Source organism: Streptomyces uncialis, assembly GCF_036250755.1.
GTDB lineage: Bacteria > Actinomycetota > Actinomycetes > Streptomycetales > Streptomycetaceae > Streptomyces > Streptomyces uncialis.
In genome coordinates this window covers 2387760-2405685 of sequence record NZ_CP109583.1, presented here as the reverse complement: position 1 = coordinate 2405685, position 17926 = coordinate 2387760, and the positions used below count along the sequence as shown (strand labels likewise).

Annotated in this window: 14 protein-coding genes and 1 pseudogene; 8 read left to right on the top strand and 7 right to left on the bottom strand. The window is 70.9% G+C overall.

Annotated elements, in window-relative coordinates:
* Nucleotides 1-51: 51 nt before the first annotated feature.
* Nucleotides 52-528, bottom strand: a complete 477-nt coding sequence (locus OG711_RS09810; RefSeq protein WP_079184733.1) for an ester cyclase — start codon at nucleotides 526-528, stop codon at nucleotides 52-54.
* A 214-nt stretch (nucleotides 529-742) separates the two neighbouring features.
* Here OG711_RS09810 and OG711_RS09805 point away from each other — a divergent pair, with 214 nt between their 5' ends.
* On the top strand, nucleotides 743-1765 hold the full coding sequence (locus tag OG711_RS09805; RefSeq protein ID WP_073789600.1) for a Rieske 2Fe-2S domain-containing protein: 1023 nt from the start codon (nucleotides 743-745) through the stop codon (nucleotides 1763-1765).
* A gap of 65 nt (nucleotides 1766-1830) precedes the next feature.
* Here OG711_RS09805 and OG711_RS09800 read toward each other — a convergent pair whose 3' ends face one another.
* The 3 genes from OG711_RS09800 to OG711_RS09790 are packed head-to-tail and all read right to left on the bottom strand — an operon-like array spanning nucleotide 1831 to nucleotide 5895.
* Entirely contained in the window at nucleotides 1831-3270 is a 1440-nt protein-coding gene (locus OG711_RS09800) for an alpha/beta fold hydrolase (protein ID WP_073789602.1), read from the bottom strand.
* Nucleotides 3267-4778 (bottom strand): alpha/beta fold hydrolase, encoded by a 1512-nt coding sequence (locus OG711_RS09795; RefSeq protein ID WP_073789604.1) that lies wholly within the window; start codon nucleotides 4776-4778, stop codon nucleotides 3267-3269. The genes OG711_RS09800 and OG711_RS09795 overlap by 4 nt, the downstream gene beginning before the upstream one ends.
* A 46-nt stretch (nucleotides 4779-4824) precedes the next feature.
* Nucleotides 4825-5895, bottom strand: coding sequence for a class I SAM-dependent methyltransferase (locus tag OG711_RS09790; protein ID WP_329559076.1), 1071 nt, complete (start codon nucleotides 5893-5895; stop codon nucleotides 4825-4827).
* A 225-nt stretch (nucleotides 5896-6120) separates the two neighbouring features.
* Here OG711_RS09790 and OG711_RS09785 point away from each other — a divergent pair, with 225 nt between their 5' ends.
* Together OG711_RS09785 and OG711_RS09780 are read left to right on the top strand one after the other, a co-directional pair.
* Nucleotides 6121-6828, top strand: a complete 708-nt coding sequence (locus OG711_RS09785) for a winged helix-turn-helix transcriptional regulator (protein WP_073789609.1) — start codon at nucleotides 6121-6123, stop codon at nucleotides 6826-6828.
* Nucleotides 6829-6912: 84 nt separating this feature from the next.
* Nucleotides 6913-7704, top strand: a complete 792-nt coding sequence (locus OG711_RS09780; RefSeq protein ID WP_329559075.1) for an SDR family NAD(P)-dependent oxidoreductase — start codon at nucleotides 6913-6915, stop codon at nucleotides 7702-7704.
* Nucleotides 7705-7932: 228 nt separating this feature from the next.
* Here the strand turns inward: OG711_RS09780 and OG711_RS09775 are convergent, their stop codons facing one another.
* The gene (locus OG711_RS09775; RefSeq protein WP_329559074.1) at nucleotides 7933-10143 is read right to left on the bottom strand and encodes a methyltransferase domain-containing protein; all 2211 of its coding nucleotides are present in this window, start codon (nucleotides 10141-10143) and stop codon (nucleotides 7933-7935) included.
* 346 nt (nucleotides 10144-10489) lie between these two features.
* On the opposite strand from OG711_RS09775, the gene OG711_RS09770 reads away from it, so the two are divergent.
* The 5 genes and pseudogenes from OG711_RS09770 to OG711_RS09750 all read left to right on the top strand — a co-directional run bounded on the left by OG711_RS09770 (nucleotide 10490) and on the right by OG711_RS09750 (nucleotide 14893).
* Nucleotides 10490-11380 carry an SRPBCC family protein gene (locus tag OG711_RS09770; RefSeq protein WP_329559073.1) on the top strand — a complete coding sequence of 297 codons (891 nt, stop codon included), beginning with the start codon at nucleotides 10490-10492 and terminating at the stop codon, nucleotides 11378-11380.
* A gap of 57 nt (nucleotides 11381-11437) precedes the next feature.
* Nucleotides 11438-12283: a helix-turn-helix domain-containing protein gene (locus tag OG711_RS09765; protein ID WP_073789619.1), complete on the top strand. Its 846-nt coding sequence runs from the start codon at nucleotides 11438-11440 to the stop codon at nucleotides 12281-12283.
* 372 nt (nucleotides 12284-12655) lie between these two features.
* Nucleotides 12656-13759, top strand: coding sequence for an IS110 family RNA-guided transposase (locus tag OG711_RS09760; protein ID WP_405673086.1), 1104 nt, complete (start codon nucleotides 12656-12658; stop codon nucleotides 13757-13759).
* 239 nt (nucleotides 13760-13998) lie between these two features.
* A pseudogene (locus OG711_RS09755) lies at nucleotides 13999-14259 on the top strand (Imm21 family immunity protein); the annotation flags it as partial.
* Nucleotides 14260-14374: 115 nt separating this feature from the next.
* Nucleotides 14375-14893, top strand: coding sequence for a pyridoxamine 5'-phosphate oxidase family protein (locus OG711_RS09750; RefSeq protein WP_329559071.1), 519 nt, complete (start codon nucleotides 14375-14377; stop codon nucleotides 14891-14893).
* Between the two features lie 241 nt (nucleotides 14894-15134).
* On the opposite strand, the gene OG711_RS09745 is transcribed toward OG711_RS09750, so the two are convergent.
* Complete coding sequence (locus OG711_RS09745; RefSeq protein ID WP_073789627.1) at nucleotides 15135-16052, bottom strand: isopentenyl phosphate kinase; 918 nt, start codon at nucleotides 16050-16052, stop codon at nucleotides 15135-15137.
* Between the two features lie 136 nt (nucleotides 16053-16188).
* A complete protein-coding gene (locus OG711_RS09740; RefSeq protein WP_329559070.1) occupies nucleotides 16189-17280 on the bottom strand; it encodes a polyprenyl synthetase family protein in 1092 nt (363 codons plus the stop codon).
* Nucleotides 17281-17926 lie beyond the last annotated feature (646 nt).

Sequence of the window (17926 nt, the reverse complement as noted above, 5' to 3'; positions counted from 1 at the left end):
AGAGCGACTCCCCTCAGCGACGTGAACCGACGGAGAACTGAGCACGGGATGTCAGGCGGTGGCCTGGAGGAGATCGGCGGGCAGGAGTCCGAGCTGTTCCAGCAGATACAGTCCGTCGGCCACACCCCAGTGCTCGACCACGGTGCCGGAATCGATGCGCAGCTGGCCGAGCAGCGCGCAGCTCACCTTGCGGCCGGTGGGCGGCAGACCCAGGTACTCGCCCTGGTGAGTGCCCTCCACGGTGAGCCGGGTGGACACCAGATCGTCCTCCGCGACCAGGCTGTGCACCGTGAGACGCAGATCGGGGAAGGCCCGCATGAACCGCGCCATCTCGGCGGCGACGTCCGCGCCGGGCATCGGGCTTCCGTCCCGGCCGTGATGGACCATGTCCGGGGACCAGAACCGCATCATCCCCGCGAGGTCGCCGTTGTTCCAGGTGTCGATCATCTGCCGCACCACCGCCTTGTTCGCGGCCGTCGACGCGCCGGGGGAGTCGTTCCCCGGGGGGTTTTCCCGCTGAGCCGGCATGCCAATTCCTTCCGGAAGTCGCAGTCTGCTGTGGGTGTGCGCAGTTCTGGAAACAATAGCCGCGAGCCGCCGTATGCCACTTCTCGCAGATTGCTGTGCCCTGCCTGATCGGGCGAGGGGTTGACGTGCCGATCAGGCCGTGGAAACAATTTCGCAGGGAAAAAGAAAGAGCATCAATGACTACGGGCCGCCTTATCGCGGCAGGGGAGTTGTCATGACCGGGCTCGATCGTTCCGGCATTCCGTCCGCCGAGGAATCACCCCACCGGGAACTCGGTCCTCCCGTACCCGGGGAGGGGGAGGACGGTCTGTACAGCCAGAGTTGGTTCCCGGTCTGTCTGTCGGACGAACTGACCGCGGGTTCGGTGGTCGGCGCGGACTTCCTGGGTGGCCGGGTGGTCGCGTTCCGGGCCGCCGGCGGCGGCGAGGCCCGGGTGCTCAGCGCGTACTGCGTCCATCTCGGCGCTGATCTGTCGGTGGGGGAGGTGGTGGGAGATCGGCTGCGGTGCCGCTTCCACCGCTGGGAGTACGACGGCGCCGGGATGTGCGCGGTGACGGGCATCGGCGACCCGGTGCCGCCGGGGGCACGGCTGTTCCGCTTCCCGGCACGGGAGCGGCACGGGATCGTCTGGGCGTTCAACGGCGAGCGGCCCACGTTCGACGTCCCGGATCTCCCCTATCCGCAGGACGAGCTGGTGTTCCGCCACTCCGTCCTCGACGAGGCGCCCTTCGACCCCTGGCTGGTGACCGCGCAGACCCTTGACCTCCAGCACTTCGGCCTCCAGCACGAGTTCACGATGGAAGAGGACCCCAAGGACGCGGTCAGCGCCACCGATCACTCGATGGGCTACCCCCTGCGCGTCAGCGAACCCGACGGCAGCCGGCTCGACCTGCGGGTCGACATTCACGGAACCAACATCTTCTGGCAGACCGGAACTCTCGACGGCCGCTGGTTCTTCTGGATCACCGCCCTGTGCCCGGTCCGGCCCGGGGCGTCCAGGCCCGTCTTCGTCCTCGGCGCGCGCCGCGAGGACGGCGAGGAACCGCCGGCGACGGAGGCGTTCCTCGACCGGGCCATGGAACTGATGATGGGGATGTTCGCCGACGACGCCCCGGTCCTGACGACCATCCGGTTCCGCCCCGGCATGCTGACCCGCAGCGACGACACCCTGGCCCGGTTCCTGGAGTACGTCAGGCGCTACCCCCGGGCCAACCCGGCACGAGACTTCCTGACCTGACCCGCGACCGGCCGCGCGGGGTGCGGCAGCTTGCACCGCACCCCGCGACCACGCCCGCACACCCGTCAGACCTGCGGCTCCCGGTGGGTGAGCGTCACATCGGACCCGGGCAGCACCCCGTCGATCAGATACGACGTGACGACCTCGTCGACACCCGGATCACCGTAGAACGGGAAGACCCGATGGTGCGCCGAGCCCTCCAGGGTGAGCAGCCGGGAGTTGTGCCGCAGCACCTCACCCATCCGTACCGCGGCCGCGTGCGGGGTCGACATGTCCTCGGCCGACTGCACGAGCAGGACACTCTCCGCGGCGTTGCCCTCGCCCAGCGCCGTCACCGGCTCGCTCGGCGGCACCGGCCAGAAGGCCGTCGCCTTGATCCCCGCCATCGCCGCCCCGGTGAACGGATGACTGCGCGCCGCGCGTTCCATGTCCCGCCGGTACACGTCCACGTTCCGCGGCCACGCCCAGTCACCGGCGAGAATGGCCATCTGCGCGACCGTACCGCTCTCCTCCTTCGGCTGCCCGAACATCGAGGCCAGAAAGCCCGTCGTCGCCGGCTCCAGCGGACCGCCGTGCACGGCCGAACGGATGATGTCCCCGAGGAAGCCGTAGTTGCGGTCACTGTTCAGCATCCCCACCACGAGCAGTCGCGCCAGGGTGCGGTCCAGTGGGAACCCCGCCACCGCCACCGGTTCACCGGCGTCCACCCTGGCCAGCAGCCGGTCGTAGGAAGCCCGCACCAGGGCCGCGGAAGCACCCAGCCCCAGCCCCGTGTCGCGCGGCGCCGCCCAGCGCGCCCAGCGCGTCAGCGCCCGCTCACCGTTGGGCGGGAAGTCGGTGAACAGCCCGCGCCACACCCAGTCGGGGCTGCAGACGCTGTCGAGGACCACCCGGTCGGCGTGCTCGCCGAACATCTGGGTCCACACCGCGCCCAGATAGGTGCCGTAGGAGTAGCCGAGATAGGAGATCCGCTGCTCACCGAGCGCCCCGCGGATCACCTCCATGTCCCGTGCGATGTTCCGCGAATTGGCGTACGGCAGGATGTCCAGGGCGTGCTCGGCGACCTTCGCCGCCACGTTCGCCTGGAACCGCACCTCGTGGTCGAAGTCCCGAGGCTGGTGGAAGACCCAGAACCGCTCCTCCGGGTCCAGGCCGCACACCACCGGACTGCTGCGCCCCATGAACCGGTGGTCGAACGCCACCACGTCGTACTGCGCCAGTACCTCCTTCGGCAGCGTTCCCACCAGTTGGGCGCCCAGGAGGGTGCCCCGGTTGCCCAGATCGTCCCCGGGGCCGATCAGCAGCACACCCCGCCGCCGCTCCGGCGCGGTCGCCCGGTGCCGGACCAGACCGAGGGTGAGGGTGCCTCCGTCCGGCCTGGCGTAGTCCAGCGGGACGCTCAACCGGGCGCATTCGAGACTGCCCAGGGCCTGTTCGTCGGCCTCCGTCCAGGTCAGCTCCTGCGTCTGGAAACTCCGGACGGCGTCCGTCCGCACCTCGCTCATGACCGGCTCCCCCGCTGTCCGCCGCTGTCCGTCCGTCGCTCCTCCGGCGTCGACGGCCGGCCGGTGAGGGTCACGTCCGTGTCCGGGAGCTTCCCGGTGAGCAGGTACTCGGTCGCCACCTCGTTCACACCGGGATCGCCCTGGAACGGGAAGACCCGGTGATGCGCCGATCCGGCCACCGTGACCAGCCGGGCGGTGCGCGGCAACTGCCCGCGCAGCCGAACAGCACCATGGGCGGGCGTGAACATGTCCTCGGCCGACTGCACCAGCAAATGGCTCTCCGCACGGTTGTCCGCACCGAACACGGTCACCGGCTCCCGGGGCGGCAGCGGCCAGAACGCACCGGCCTTCGGGCCGGCCATCGCGGGTCCGATGAACCGGAACCGCTCACCGTGCCCGGCCAGGCCCCGGCGGTACACATCGAGGTCCCGCGGCCAGGCCGCGTCACCGCACAGGACCGCCAACTGCGCCACGGCGGCGCTCTCCTCCTTGCCCCGCCCGAACATCTCGCCCAGGGTCCGCAGCGACGACGGCGACGCCTCGCCGCCGTGCGCGGCGGCCCGCAGGATGTCGGCGAGGACACCCCAGGCCCGGTCCATGCTCAGCAGCACCATGGTGAACAGCCGCAGCATGGTGCCGTCCACGGGCATCCCGGCGACCGGCACCGGGGAGCGGTCCGCCCGCTCGACCAGCCGGTCGACCGCCGTACGCACCCGCTGCCCGGTAGCGCCCAGGCCGAGTTCGCCGTGGCGCTCGGCGGCCCAGCGCGCCCAGTTGCCCAGTGCCGTCTCGCAACTGGCCGCGTAGCCGAGGAACATCGGACGCCACACCGAGTCGGGGTCGATGACGCTGTCGAGGACCACCCGGTCGGCGTGCTCGCCGGACATCTGGGTCCACACCGCGCCCAGATAGCTGCCGTAGGAGTAGCCGAGATAGGAGATCCGCTCCTCGCCCAGCGCGGCGCGGATGACCTCCATGTCCCGTGCGATGTTCCGCGACGTCACATGGGGCAGGACGTCCGCCGCCTCCTGGAAGCACCGCTCGACCACACCGCGCTGGAACTCCACCTCCGCGTCGAAGCCCTGCTGGCTGTGGAAGATCCACAGCCACTGCTCGGGGCTCAGCCCGCAGGTCAGAGGCTCGCTGAGCCCGCTGAACCGGTGATCGAACCCCACGAGGTCGTAGCTGTCGAGCACCTCGCCCGGCAGCGACCGCACCAGATCCGGCACCAGGAGGGTGCCCCGGTTGCCCGGGTCGTCGGGGCCGACCAGCAGTACCCCGCGCCGCCGCCCGGGGGAGCGGGCCCGGTGCCGGGCCAGCGCCAGATCGAGGGTCGGGCCCTGGGGGCGGGCATGGTCCACCGGAACCGTGACGGTCGCGAAGTCCAGCCCGGCGAGCGCGTCGTCGTCGGGCGCGCGCCACACGGGGCGCTGCGCGGAGAACTCCGCGCTGCCCGGTCCGGTCCTGTCGTGTCCGTCGCGCGGCGGCGGCACCTGTGCTGTCACCATCTTCCCTTCCGAGAGAGGGAGTACCGGATCGTGCGGGGAACCGTGTTCAGGGACGAATCTCGTACAGCGCGTTGAAGGGCGTCGGGCTGGGCATCGGCCGTACCGAGGTCAGGCCCGCCTCCTCGCACAGCGTGCGCAGGGTGCCGGGTGGCAGCCCCAGCATCCCGAGCGAAGGACCCTCGCCGGCCCGGGTGATGGGCACGCTGTACAGCACGCTCGCCCCGTACAGCAGGGCGGCACCGGACCCGGTGTTCTCGACGGCACGGTCGACGCCGTTGCTCTCCAGCAGCAGGAACACCCCGCCGGGGGCGAGCGCCGAGCGCACCGCGCGCAGGGTCCCGCCCGGATCGGGGGCATCGTGCAGGACGTCGAAGGACATGATCAGGCCGTGCTCCCCGGACAGCGCCTCCCGGGCGTCGGCCTCGACGAACTCCACCCGGTCCGCCACCCCGGCCTCCTGGGCCGCCCGACGGGCGCGCTCCACGTTCAGCCGCAGCCGGTCGTACCCGACGAACCGGGAACGGGGGAAGCGCCCGGCGAGCAGGACGAGGGCCCGGCCGCCACCGCTGCCGACATGGGCGACGCGCGTACCGTCCTCCAGAGCCCGCGCCAGACCGTCGACGGCGGGCACCCACTGCGGCAGCAGCAGGGAGTCCAGCCAGCTCGCACTCATCTGCCACATCGTCCGGTACAGCGACTCGGGGTACTGCTCAGGTGTCAGCCCGCCGCCCGAGCGGAAACCCTCGGTCACACCGTCGAGCATCATCGACAGGGCAGGCACCAGACGCGCCGCGCCCGCGATGAAGAACGGTGACTCCTCGAACGCCAGCACCGCCGCGTGCTCGGGCGGCAGGACGAACCGCTCCCGCCCCTCCTCGTCCGCCTTCCCGACGGTCAGATAGCCCGCGCTGGACAGACACAGCAGCCATTCGCGTACATACCGCTCGTCGAGCCCGGTCCGCGTGGCGAGTCCCGCGCTGTCGGCGGGGCCCTGCTCGGCCAGTGCCCGGAAGAGACCCAACTGGTCTCCCAGGGCACACATGATGCTGACCATGCCACCGCTCATGTCGTCCATGACACGGGTGACGAACGCCTCCGTTACCGTCGCATCGTTCACGCGCGCCTCCCGAGCGGGTTCGTGAGCGGACCGCACCGCACGTCGGCGGCACGTGCGGCTCGACTCTAGGTGCCGCGGCCGAAGACGGCCTTCTCTCAGGTTGCTCACGCCGGGGGCGGCGACCGCGCACCCCGGCCGCCGGGAGAGCCGCTCCGACCTGGAGCACGCTGGCCGATATTGCTACTATGAGTGGTAGTGACTCCGCATGAATACTGAGGACGCGTCATGACAGGTAAGCGGAACTACGCTCAGTTCTGCGGACTCGCTGCCGGGCTGAACATCATCGGTGAACGCTGGGCCCTGCTGATCGTGCGGGAACTGCTCATCGGCCCGGCCCGGTTCAACGAGATCCTCAACAATCTGCCCGGACTCGGCCCCAATCTGCTCTCCGACCGGCTGCGTGCGCTCACCGAGCACGGGGTGGTCGAAGCGGGCGGGGTACGCGGCGACGGCCGGGGCAAGCAGTACCGGCTCACCGCCCGGGGCGAGCAGCTCAGGGAGCCGGTGCTGGCACTCGCCCGCTGGGGCATGCCTTTCCTGACCGAGGAGGACGCGGTCAGCGGCACCACCCGGGCGGCCTGGGGCTTCCTCGCCGTCCAGGCGATGATCAACGGCCGGCCGGTGCCCTCGGTGGACGAGAGCTACGAGTTCCGCGTGGCCGAGGAGGTCTTCCATATCGAGGTACGCGGCGGCAGCGCCGTCACCCACCGCGGACCTGCGGCCGATCCGGCGCTGGTCGTGACCACCGACGCCCAGACGTTCGTACGGATCGGGGCGGAGATGCGCACCCCGTTCGAGGCGCTGCTCTCCGGCCGTCTCAGGATCGACGGCCACGCGGACGCCGTCCAGAGATGCGTGGAGTTCCTCGGCCTGCTCGACGCGCCACGGCGCGCGACCGCGCCGGCGGTACCGGCCGGAGCCGCGCCTGAATGACGGTCCGCCGCCCCAGGACCTGGGGGAGCGGACCGGGCCATGACCGACGCCCGACCAGCCGCACCCAGACGAAGGGGCTCCTCCATGACGTCGCAGACACCGGACTCACCCTCCACCACCGGACTGGCCGGCACCACCGCCCTGGTGACGGGCGCCTCCAGCGGGATCGGGGAAGCCGTGGCCGGGGCGCTGGCCGCCCGGGGTGCCCTGGTGGCACTCGCCGCCCGCCGCCGGGACCGCCTCACCCAGGTCGCCGAGAACATCAGGGCCAAAGGCGGCGCCGCCCTGGTGGTCGAGGCGGACGTGAGCGACGAGCCCGGCGCGGAAGCCGCCGTGGCGGCCGCGGTCGCCGAGTCGGGGCGACTGGACATCGTGGTGAACAACGCCGGTGTCCTGCTGCTCGGCCCCGTCGAGGACGCGCCCACCGAGGAATGGCGCCGCATGCTCGAACTCAACCTGCTGGGCGTAGCCTTGGTGTCCCGTGCGGCACTGCCCCATCTGCTGCGCGCCGCCGGCACCGGCCCCCGGTACGTCGCCGACCTCGTCAACATCAGCTCCGTCGGCGGACGGATCGCCACCCCCAACACCGCCGTCTACAACGCCGCCAAGTTCGGGGTCAACGCCTTCAGCGAGTCGCTGCGCCAGGAGGTGGCGCGCCGTCATGTACGGGTCGCCGTGATCGAACCCGGCTTCGTCGCCACCGAACTGCCCCTGCACTCACGCCCTGAGGTGCTCCAGCGGCTGGCCGGTGGCTTCGACCCCGGGGTCCCGCTGGATCCGGCCGATGTCGCGGAGACGATCGTCCATGTGGTGACCCGCCCCCGGCACATGGCCGTCAACGAGGTACTGCTGCGCCCGACGGAACAACTGGACTGACCCGGCCCGCCCCAAGGACGGACGTCCGCTCCACGGGGTCGCCGGATCGAAGCGGCCTGCGATCTTGCTACGGGATCATGTAGCGGACGGGCCGAGCCCGGTACGGAGGAACGCGTGACCCGGTTCCGCACACCGCGGGACCGGGCCACGAACGGACGACGGGGGGTTGCCGCCCCCGAGGGACTGCCCGGTCGCGGAGCCCGTCGCGACCGCGCCCCGTCCGGCTCTCTAGGGCCGCAGCGCGTAGAGGGCCGTGAACGGGTTCGCCGTCGGCACCTGCTCGACGCGGCCGAATCCCGCCGCCGTCGCCATCCGGCGCAGCGTGGCCGGGGGCAGACCGAGCGTACCGAGGCCCGGAGCGCCGTCGGCTAGGGAGGTCGGCAGGCAGTACAGGGTGCTGGTGGCGTACAGCACAGTGGAACGGGGCCCGGTGTTGTCCGCCGGGTCGTCGGCCGACAGCGACTCCAGCACCAGCAGCGCCCCGTCCGGGGACAGCGACTCACGGACCGTGCGCAGCAGTTCCTCCGGGGCCGCGACATCGTGCAGCACGTCGAACATCGTCACCAGCAGGAGCGGGAGGGAATCGCCCGACGCCCGGGTGCCGGCGGCCAGGGCGCCGACCGCGTCCGTCTCCTCCACGGACACCCGGTCGTCCACCTTCGCGGCACGGACGGCCTCGCGAGCGCGCAGGACGTTCGGCCGGTGCAGGTCGTATCCGGTGAACCTGCAGTTGCCGAAGGCGCGCGCCATACGTACCAGGGCCCGGCCGCCGCCGCACCCGATGTCGGCCACCTCGCCGCCCCGCTCCAGCGCGGGAAGGAGTCCCTCGACAGCGGGTATCCACTGGGACACCAGCTGGGTGTCCAGCCACGTCGCGCTCATCCGTTCCATCGCGGTGAACAACGGCTCCGCGTAGGCCGAGCGGGCCACGCCCCCGCCGGAGCGGAAACCGGCGGCGACCGCGTCGACGGCGGCGGCCAGCGGAGGCAGCAGCTCGTACCCGGGGCCGAGATGGAAGGGGGAGTCCTCGAAGGCGAGGACCGCCGCGTGGGCCGAGGGCAGGGCGAACCGTCCGTCGGTACGGTCGTGGGTGAGGTATCCGGTGCCGGTCAGACCGCGCAGCCACTCCAGCAGCTGACGTTCCGGCAGTCCCGTCCGCTCGGCGAGCTCGGTCGCGGTGGCCGGACCGCCCTGGCCCAACGCGGTGAACAGCCCCAGCCTGACCCCCAGGGAACAGAGCACCCCGCCCATGGCGGTGCCGAGGTCCGAGACGACCCGGTCGAGGAACTCCCCCACGGCCGACGGGTCCGCGTCGGGCGGCATCGCGGGCATGGCCGCGGGCATGGCGCCGCCGGACCCGTGACCGGGTGCCCGCTCCGTGGCCTCCCGCGGTCGCGGAGCTCCCGAGACCGACCAGCCGTGCGGTCCGGCCGGCGGGCCCTGGGGGAGGAACAGCATGCTCGCGCGGCCCGCCGCCGCCGTCCAGAAGCCGGTGAGCAGTTTGCGCTCGGTCACCGGCTCGGGGATGTCCAGGTTCTCCCAGCCGAAGTGACACACCTGGAGCAGGGACGAATCCAGGCCGGCGGGCTCGATCCACAGCCGTCCCCCGAGCGCCGCCGACCAGGTCGGACGGCGCAGCTCGAACTCCAGATACGGCAGGTACGAGGGAAACTCCTGGGCGGCGTCCACCACCTTGGTGACACGCATCCGGACGGTACCGCTGGCGTCCCCCATGACCAGGGTGAGTTCCTCACCCGGGGCGAGGGTGCCGCTGGAGCGCTGGAGCCAGTGCTGTATCCCTGCCGCACTGGTGAGTTCCTGCCACGCCTGGTACGGGGGGACGGGCAGCGGGATCTGGAGGTACGGGCCGAACCGGCGCCACGGCCACCGCCACTGCGTGCCGGTGCGCAGATGTGCCGCGAGCTGGTCGAGGATCCCCGGCCACCCCATCCCGTTCCACGAACGCCAGTCCGACGGGGGGTTCTCGGCCTCCTCGACGACGGTGACCGTGGTGCCGCCCGCTTCCGCGGCGGCGACCCTCCAGGTGACCGAGGTGGCCGGACCCACCCCGACCCAGCGCCACAGCAGTCGCAGCACACCACGGCGCTGTGTCTGCGGGGCGACGGCGTCCAGGGTCCGGCACCAGAAGAACTCGCCGTCCTCGAAGTCCAGCATCGATTCCTGTCCCGCGACGGCCCAGGGGCCACGGCAGACGGCCAGCCAACTGGCCACCCGTTCCGGGTCGGTGAGCGCGGTCCACACCTCGTCCGGGGGCTCGGGGACGGTGACGGTGCTGACCAGCCGTTCCCAGCGCTCCTGGGCGACCGGGACCGCGCTGCCCTGCAACGGCGGGAACGCCGCCGATTCCCGCGCCAGGTCGGCGGCGCCGGACGGGCGGTGGATACGTGGGCCTTGGGGGTTCGTGTCTTCGAACGTCATGGGCACCTTCTTCTCACCGATCGGCTGAACGGGCGGGCGGGGAGGGCGGGCCGCCGGCGTGCACGGGCGGTCGGGCGCACCGCGGTGCAAGGCGGCCTCGCGTCATGTCGCGGTGGGTGCCGCGCGGTCGGCCGTCCCCGGTTCCCCGCCGTGGTCCCCGTAAGAGATGACTCATTGAAGAACTACTGACATGGATGTGATGAGGCGTGAACTTCAGCGATCTCAAGGGGATACTGCGGGGGAGCAGCACCGTTGACACTGCTTGGCGACTACATAATATGGTAGTGATGTGGTGGGCGGTAGCCCACCGGCGCGGCGCAGGCAACCGTCGAACATCGGAGGAACGATGTCGGACAGCCATGGCCCCTCACCCAGGGAGTCGCCCGTCGGGGAAGTGCTCCCGGGGAAGGTCCGGGTCATCCTCCGGCTGGCCCATGAGCCCGCAACGGTGTGGCCGATGCTCACCGAACCGCCGTGTCTGGCGCGGTGGTTCGGCGATCTGGCCGGACCTCTGCGCATCGGCGCGGACAACCGCCTGGAGTTCGGGGACGGGGACTTCTTCACCCTCCGCCCCACATCGATCGTCCCGGGACGGAGTCTCGCGTTCGACTGGAGATTCCTCGGCGTCGGCAACCGGCAGTCCGTCGTGTGGACCCTCGGGCCCGCGGAGGGCCCCGGGGGCACCGGGTCCGTGCTCACCGTCGAGGACCACGACGGCACGCGCGGCCAGGCCGAGGCGAGCCAACTGCGCGAGGGCTGGACCGACTTCCTCACCCGGCTGGGCGCCTGTCTGGACTCCGGGCGTGATACCCGCTACCAGTGGCGCGACGACATCGACGGCTCGGTCGACCTGTCCGCCGGGCCCTACCGGCCGCTGCGGCACCCGGCCGTCTTCGACTGGCTCCCCATCGCCTTCGACGGGTTCCGGCCCGCCTGGTTCTTCACCGTCGACGACGAGGGCCCCCGCAGGTTCGCCGTCAACGACTGGCGGCTGCGGTCCGACGAGCAACTGGCCTTCACCGTCGAGATCCCCGGCGCCCGGATCCGGCCCGCCTGCCATGTCGCGCTCGTCCCGGTGGGGAGGGACACCGTCCGGCTGTCCTTCGTGCACCGGGGCTGGGCCCGGCTCGGGCTGACGCCGCGGCGGTCCCAGGAACTGCGCGGGCGCTTCGCCGCGGTATGGGTCGCCTCCCTTGAGGCGGTCGCCGCCCGTGCCGGTTCCCCCGGGCCGGGATGACAGTACCCGGCCCTGCCGTGCTGCTCGTTCGGACTTCGTACGAAGGGGACGACGGACATGACTGTCCACGACGGCCTGCCGACGGAACTGCCGCCCGGAGCGACGGCCACCGTGCCTCCCCTGTCGGCCGATCACCGGCTGGCCTCCGTCGAACGTGCCGTCCACCGGATGCGTGAACGTCTCGGCGAGGTCCAGTGCCTCTCCGATCACGCCGAGGCCGCTCTGTTCAGCCCCTTCCACTTCCACCGGGTCTTCCGCAGCGTCACCGCCGTGACCCCCGCGCGATTCCTCGCGGCGCTGCGGATGGCCGAGGCCCAGCGGATGATGATCCGAGGCGCACCGCGTGTCACCGATGTGTGCACGGCCGTCGGCTATTCGAGCCTGGGTACCTTCACCACCCAGTTCACCCGGCTCGTTGGCATGTCGCCGAGCCGCTTCAAACTCCTCGTCGACGAGCACGGCGACCGCCGGATCGGGGAACTCGTCGACACCCGCGGTCCCGTCACGTCCGTTGCCCAAGACGGCGACCGGCCGGCGCCGGACGAGATCGCCGGCGAGATCGTCGGCGGCCCCGCCACCGACGGGGTGCTGTTCACGGGCCTGTTCCCGCACGGGGTGCCGCAGGACGGTCCGGTCGGCTGCGCCGTCACCACCGCGCCCGGCCCCGTCCGTCTGCGACCGCCCGACGACGGGACCTACCGGGTCCTCGCCGTCCGGTTCGACCGGGACACCCGGGTCGCCGACGCGCTGGACGACCCCGCGGGCGAGCGCCGCCTCATCGGCGCGGCCCGTGCGCCCCGGCGCGGTTCCCGGGTCAGGTTCAGCGTCCGTCTGCGGGCCCCGGAGATCAGTGACCCGCCGATCGTCGTCGCCCTGCCGCTGCTGAACCGGGCCGTCAGGTGACCGCAGCGGGGCCGGGGGAACGCCCCCGCCTCAGCCCCCGCCCGCGGCGGCAGGTGGACCGGCACGAGGTCCGTCACAGGAATGGGCGGCCGGAGCGGCGCCGCGCCGGGCATCGCATGCGCGCACACGACATTCACATGGACGCGACCGCGTCCCCGCCTGACAATGAGGATGTTCGTGAGCGTTCCCCGGCGGGGTCTGACCCACCGCCTGACTGACTCAGGGTCCTCAACGGGATCTGTCGGCCCCGTTCGGGGGGCGCTCGTGTGCATCCGTCGGGCCGGGGGACGTGACTTCATAAGAGCCTGGCCAGAGGCCCCATCACTGTCTTGTCCGCCCTCCCGGCCGACGGGTGCCATCCCACCCGGTCGAATGGACAGGACGGCACAACCCACGATGGCACAGCACCAGGTCGAGGTCACCGGCGGCGTCGACACCCACAAGGACACCCACACCGCGGCGGCGATCGATTCGGCGGGCCGGGTCCTGGGCTCGGCCCAGTTCCCCGCTTCCGCGCTCGGCTACCGCAAGCTTCTGACCTGGCTCTCTTCCTTCGGCACCCTGCTGATGGTCGGGGTCGAGGGCACCGGCGCCTACGGCGCCGGCCTTGCCCGCTACCTGCGTGAACACGACGTGAGGGTGGTCGAGATCGACCGCCCGGACCGCAAGACACGCCGCTGGCAGGGCAAGTCCGACCCGGTCGACGCCGAGGCGGCGGCGCGGGCCGCGCTCGCCGAACGCCGCACCGGCACCCCGAAGTTCCGGGACGGCCGGGTCGAGGCCCTGCGGGCGCTGCGGGTCGCCCGCCGCAGCGCGGTCCAGCAGCGGGCCGACGTCACCCGGCAGATCAAGAACCTGATCGTCACCGCGCCGGAAGGCGTCCGCACGATGCTGCGGTACCTGAAGGACAAGGACCTCCTGGCCGTCTGCACGGGCTTCCGCCCGGGCCTGGACCAGGCGGGCGATCCGGTCACCGCGACGAAGATCGCCCTGCGGTCCCTCGCCCGCCGCCACCGAGGCCTGGGCCAGGAGATCGACGAACTGGACGAGCTGATAGCCCCGCTCACCCAGAAGATCAACCCTGCCCTGACCGAACTGAACGGCGTCGGCCCGGACGTCGCGGGCCAGCTGCTGGTCACGGCCGGGGACAACCCCGACCGGCTCCGCTCGGAAGCGGCGTTCGCCATGCTCTGCGGCGTCGCCCCGCTGCCCGCGTCATCCGGCCGAACCCACCGCCACCGCCTCAACCGGGGCGGCGACCGGGCCGCGAACGCGGCCCTCTACCGGATCGTTCTCTGCCGCCTGCGCTGGGACCAGCGCACCCGCACCTACATGGAACGTCGCACCAGGCAGGGCCTGTCGAAGAAAGAGATCATTCGCTGCCTCAAGCGGTTCGTCGCCCGCGAGATCTACCACGCCCTGACCACCACGAACGCCACAGCAGCGGCCCCAAGCCACCTCACAACCGCTGCTTGACATCCATAAGAGCATCCCACATCTCGGAAGGCCAGGCGGAGTGCGGCAACCGTCCTCCGAGGGAGTCGTCAGATGTCCGGGAAGAGACCAGCCAGGTCTGTGACCTGCTGCGTTTGCTGCGGTCGGGCTGCTGACCTGCGTAAATGAACTTTCGGCTCTTTCACGATCGTGCCCGTTGATGTAGCCGGAAGTCCCAGGGAATCCCACTGCCCGCAGCCACGCTTTCGGATCTGTGCAGAGTGTGGGGTGCGCGCTGGTCGTATGCGAGGGTGCCTGTCCTGTGTCATCGAACTTTGAGCGATTGCCACCGAAGTTTGAGTGGTCGGGGGCCGACCCGGCTCTGGCTTCCGAGCGGTGTCAGTGGAGGGCGGCAGACTACGTGCTTCCTGCCGGAGAAGCGGGTGTTCGTGCGGTGGCTGGCTGCGGACTCCGAGGCCGAGGTGTTCACGGCAGCCGAGGCGGTTCTGGCCGATCCGGACACCGCTTGGGAGGACAACGGACTGTGGGTCACTGTTGCCATCCACGCAGCACCGAGCGCGACCCGCGCGGAGCAACCTCACCGCTGCTTCATCAATGACGACAGAGGGTGTCGGGTTTACGGCCGACGATGGACGTATGCGCGAAACCCCGGAAGAACTCGACAAGCTCCAGTCCCTCCTCGACTCCTCCCTCTCCGGCTCGACCGCACACCTCCGCTCGATCGTCGAGGGCCGCACCATCACGGCGGCGCAGCTCACCGGGGTCCTCACCGGCATGTGCACGCTCGCCCTCTCCACGGTGACCGCGAAGGGCGAACCGCGGATCAGCGGCGCCGACGGGCACTTCCTGCACGGCCGGTGGCACTTCGGCACGGCGCGCAACGCCGCCAAGGCGCGTCATCTCGCGGCCCGTCCGGCCGCCAGCGTCGCGCACATGCGCGGCGAGGACCTCGGCGTGTTCACCCACGGCACGGTGGAGGAGATGAACCCCGAGGACGCCGGGACCACGGCCGACTGGCAGGAACTCCGCGCCTACTTGAAGGACTTCTACAACGACGACGCCTTCGACTGGAACCGCGAGGTCGTCTACTACCGGCTGAACCCGCACTGGACGACCGTCTACGCCCCCGACCTCGACAAGCTCACCGGCCCGTGACGCCGGGACCGTCGACGAGGACCTGCACCTGCGCGTACGTGGGTGCGGGGCCGGTCGACGGCGCGCCGTCACGTACCGCCGGCACCGTGGCGACAGCCTCGCCCAGCGCCCGCCGGTACAGCAGCGCCCCAAGGCTGCCCCGCCCGATCGAAAACTGTCGCTCCTGACGCTCGGCCCCCTACCACTCAAACTTCGGTGGCAATCGCTCAAAGTTCGATGACACAGGACAGTGCCAACGGGTTCACCCTTGCTCGCGAGGGAAGCGCAGCGCCTCTTCCGGGGGTGCCTCCGGCGTGGTCGAGGTGGGTCGGTCGGGTGACGGGCTATCAGTGTCTTGGGGGCCGCCTGCCCGGATGCGTGTACCGGAGGGAGTGGCTCCGCGCAGACTCGCGGCGAGGTTGCCGGGGAGTCTGCCGTCGATGATGAATGTGGGGATGCCGGTGCGGGCGACTCTCCCGCACTCGCGTACTTTCGCGCGCATGCCGCCGGAGACGTCCTGCCGGTCCGGGGGGATCGAGCCGCTCAGTACGGGGTCGTCCGCGTCCAGTTCGCGGTGTATCCGGTCGGATGCTCCGTGGTGGAGGTGGACGCCTCCCGCGTTGGTGGCCATGATCAGTGCGGTGGCGTGCAAGGCGATGGCGAGGTCGGCGGCGAGTGTGTCGCTGGAGTGGACGGCGAAGCCGTCTCGTCCCCAGGCCAGGTTGCCGCCGAGGACCGGCACGATGCCGTGGTTCAGCAGAAGCCGTACCCCATCCACGCTCCGGAGCCGGATCTTGCCGTCGGTGTAGGCGCACAGTCCGGAGAGCGGCACCCGCACCGCGCACAGGCCACCCCGTTGCAGCGCTTCCAGGACCGCGAGCTCCAGCCGGGCCAGCAGGGCGGAGACCTCGGCGAAGACTTTCTGGCGGCCGGCTGTGATGACGCCGTCCAGGTAGTTGTGGCGGCGGGCGGCGGGCTTGCCGAAGGCGCCTGTTCCGTGGACGAGGATGGTGGGCAGGCCGGTTGCGGCGATCTCCTGCGCCAAGGCGGCCACACGCTGCTCGTTGACGTGGGGACTGCCGTCGGGGTCGGTGGTGGTGATGAGGCTGCCGCCCAGTTTGACGATGCGGCAGCCGGCCGCTTCGGCGGGCCCACTCGCTCGGGGTCGGTCGGAGGTCAAGAGAGCCGGGTCCCGTCTGCTCCCGGGTCGTTCGGACCGCTGAGCTGTCTCGCCCGGGTCATGAACGCCTCCACCTTCGGACCGCTGTGTGCCGAGATCACCGCTTCAGCGGCGTTGACGGGGCTGATCAGAACCTTCACCGCGGTCCTTTCCGTACGCCGGCCGCTGCCGGATCGCCGGGTGCGGTCCGGTGCGGCTGCTGGGCGGCCATGCCCGCCGCACCTGCGGCGGCGGCATCGCGGCGGCCGAGCCGGGACAGGATGTAGTCGTGGGCCGCGTGGCGCGCGGCGGGGTCGGTGAGGGCGGCGGGGAGAGCGTGGGCGGCCTCGGCGGTGTATCCGTCGATCAGTCCCGTGAGGTGCTGCCGCGCCCCGGAGCTGTCGAGGAGGGCGATGAGCTGCTGTGCGCCGCTGTCGTCCCGGGAGTAGGCGTCCAGCAGGCCGAGGAGCCGCAGGCCCTCACGCTGGCCGAGCCGTTCGAGTGCGGCGGTGATCAGCGGGGTCTTCTTCCGCTGCCGCAGGTCGGACAGGGTGAGTTTGCCGTGGTGGTCCGGGCTGCCCCAGATCTCGTCCAGGAAGCCGTTGAGGGAGAACGCCATGCCCGCGCTTCTGCCCACTTCCGCGGCGGCGGTGAGCCGGTCGGGGTCGTCGCTCACCGCGAGGGTGCCCAGCAGCAGGAAGAGTTCCGTGCAGGTCGCGTCCTTGCGGCGGCAGGTCTCCAGCGCGAGCTCCAGGGTGATGTCGTCCCGGTCCTCGTGTGCGATGTCCATCGTCTGCCCGGCCGCCATGCGCCGCGCGCACCGGGCAGCCGCAGCGACACCCTTCGCCGCCCAGTCGGTCTCCGCGATCAGCTCGAACGCGAGCGCCTCCATCGCGGCGCCGAGTTCGATCGCCGCGGACTTGCCGTACACCGTCCAGCACGTCGGCCTGAACCGCCGTACCCGGTCGTTGTCGATGATGTCGTCATGGATGAGGAACCCGTGGAGCAGGACGGTCGCCGCGACCGCTGCCGTCGTGGCCCGGACCCACTCCCGCTCCGGGTCGCTGCCGGCACACAAGTAGGCGAGGATCGCGCCCTTGTGGCGGGAGGGAGGGACTCCTGAGGAATCGTCCCATCCGAAATGATGCCGGGCCATCTCCCGCAGCGGATCCTCCAGGCGGTCGACGGCCGCCCGCAGGGGGAGGTCCAGCGCATCGGTAACGGCTCGGGTCAGTTCCGGCGCGTTCATTGACCGACTCCCCTTCCTGCTTTCTGCACGATGCACGTCCAGCCGGTCGAGTACCGGCATTCTTTCGTTCCCCGGGCGGATGGATTTTCCCGGTACCGGGCTGCATGGAACCGGATACGAGAATTCCGTATGTGGTGATCGTTCACGGGAGCCTAAGTGCGTGTCTTTTGCGCAGCAAGAGTCGTGTTTCAGCCGTGCCGGAAACCAATACCCCGGATGGTGCCCGGACCGGGCTGCGGTTTTGTCGGGTACGCAGGCCGGTACGAGGGGTTGCTCCTGCTGGCGGGACCACTTGTCTGCCCGGTGGATGGGTCGGTGTAAGCGTCGGGTGGACCAGGTGTGATGGCGAGAGTGGTTCCGGACAATCCAAGGGGATGCGGCGGGACGGGGCGGGCTGGTTTCCGGCCCGGTGTGATGCGAAGAGCGGTTCTACTTGTTTGCGCCTGCCCGTTTGCGTGCACCCCCGGCGTGCGCGACACCGCACGGGGAACACATGACCCTCCTGCACCAGAGACTCGCATTGGTGCTAGCGGGGTAATGCGGTGCAGGCACTTGTAGGGCAATGCGAGAGAAGGGTCTCGACTCGATTTCAGTCAGGTTGGGCACGGGCGTTGGTGTGGTACCAGCCATCCGAGCGCGGGAGGGG

Excerpts from the sequence above, each read along its gene's own strand:
- OG711_RS09770 (WP_329559073.1), top strand. The coding sequence starts at position 10,490 with ATGTCGGACAGCCATGGCCCCTCACCCAGGGAGTCGCCCGTCGGGGAA.
- OG711_RS09765 (WP_073789619.1), top strand. The coding sequence starts at position 11,438 with ATGACTGTCCACGACGGCCTGCCGACGGAACTGCCGCCCGGAGCGACG.
- OG711_RS09785 (WP_073789609.1), top strand. The coding sequence starts at position 6,121 with ATGACAGGTAAGCGGAACTACGCTCAGTTCTGCGGACTCGCTGCCGGG.
- OG711_RS09740 (WP_329559070.1), bottom strand. The coding sequence starts at position 17,280 with ATGAACGCGCCGGAACTGACCCGAGCCGTTACCGATGCGCTGGACCTC.
- OG711_RS09750 (WP_329559071.1), top strand. The coding sequence starts at position 14,375 with ATGCGCGAAACCCCGGAAGAACTCGACAAGCTCCAGTCCCTCCTCGAC.
- OG711_RS09805 (WP_073789600.1), top strand. The coding sequence starts at position 743 with ATGACCGGGCTCGATCGTTCCGGCATTCCGTCCGCCGAGGAATCACCC.
- OG711_RS09760 (WP_405673086.1), top strand. The coding sequence starts at position 12,656 with ATGGACAGGACGGCACAACCCACGATGGCACAGCACCAGGTCGAGGTC.
- OG711_RS09780 (WP_329559075.1), top strand. The coding sequence starts at position 6,913 with ATGACGTCGCAGACACCGGACTCACCCTCCACCACCGGACTGGCCGGC.
- OG711_RS09775 (WP_329559074.1), bottom strand. The coding sequence starts at position 10,143 with ATGACGTTCGAAGACACGAACCCCCAAGGCCCACGTATCCACCGCCCG.
- OG711_RS09800 (WP_073789602.1), bottom strand. The coding sequence starts at position 3,270 with ATGAGCGAGGTGCGGACGGACGCCGTCCGGAGTTTCCAGACGCAGGAG.
- OG711_RS09810 (WP_079184733.1), bottom strand. The coding sequence starts at position 528 with ATGCCGGCTCAGCGGGAAAACCCCCCGGGGAACGACTCCCCCGGCGCG.
- OG711_RS09795 (WP_073789604.1), bottom strand. The coding sequence starts at position 4,778 with ATGGTGACAGCACAGGTGCCGCCGCCGCGCGACGGACACGACAGGACC.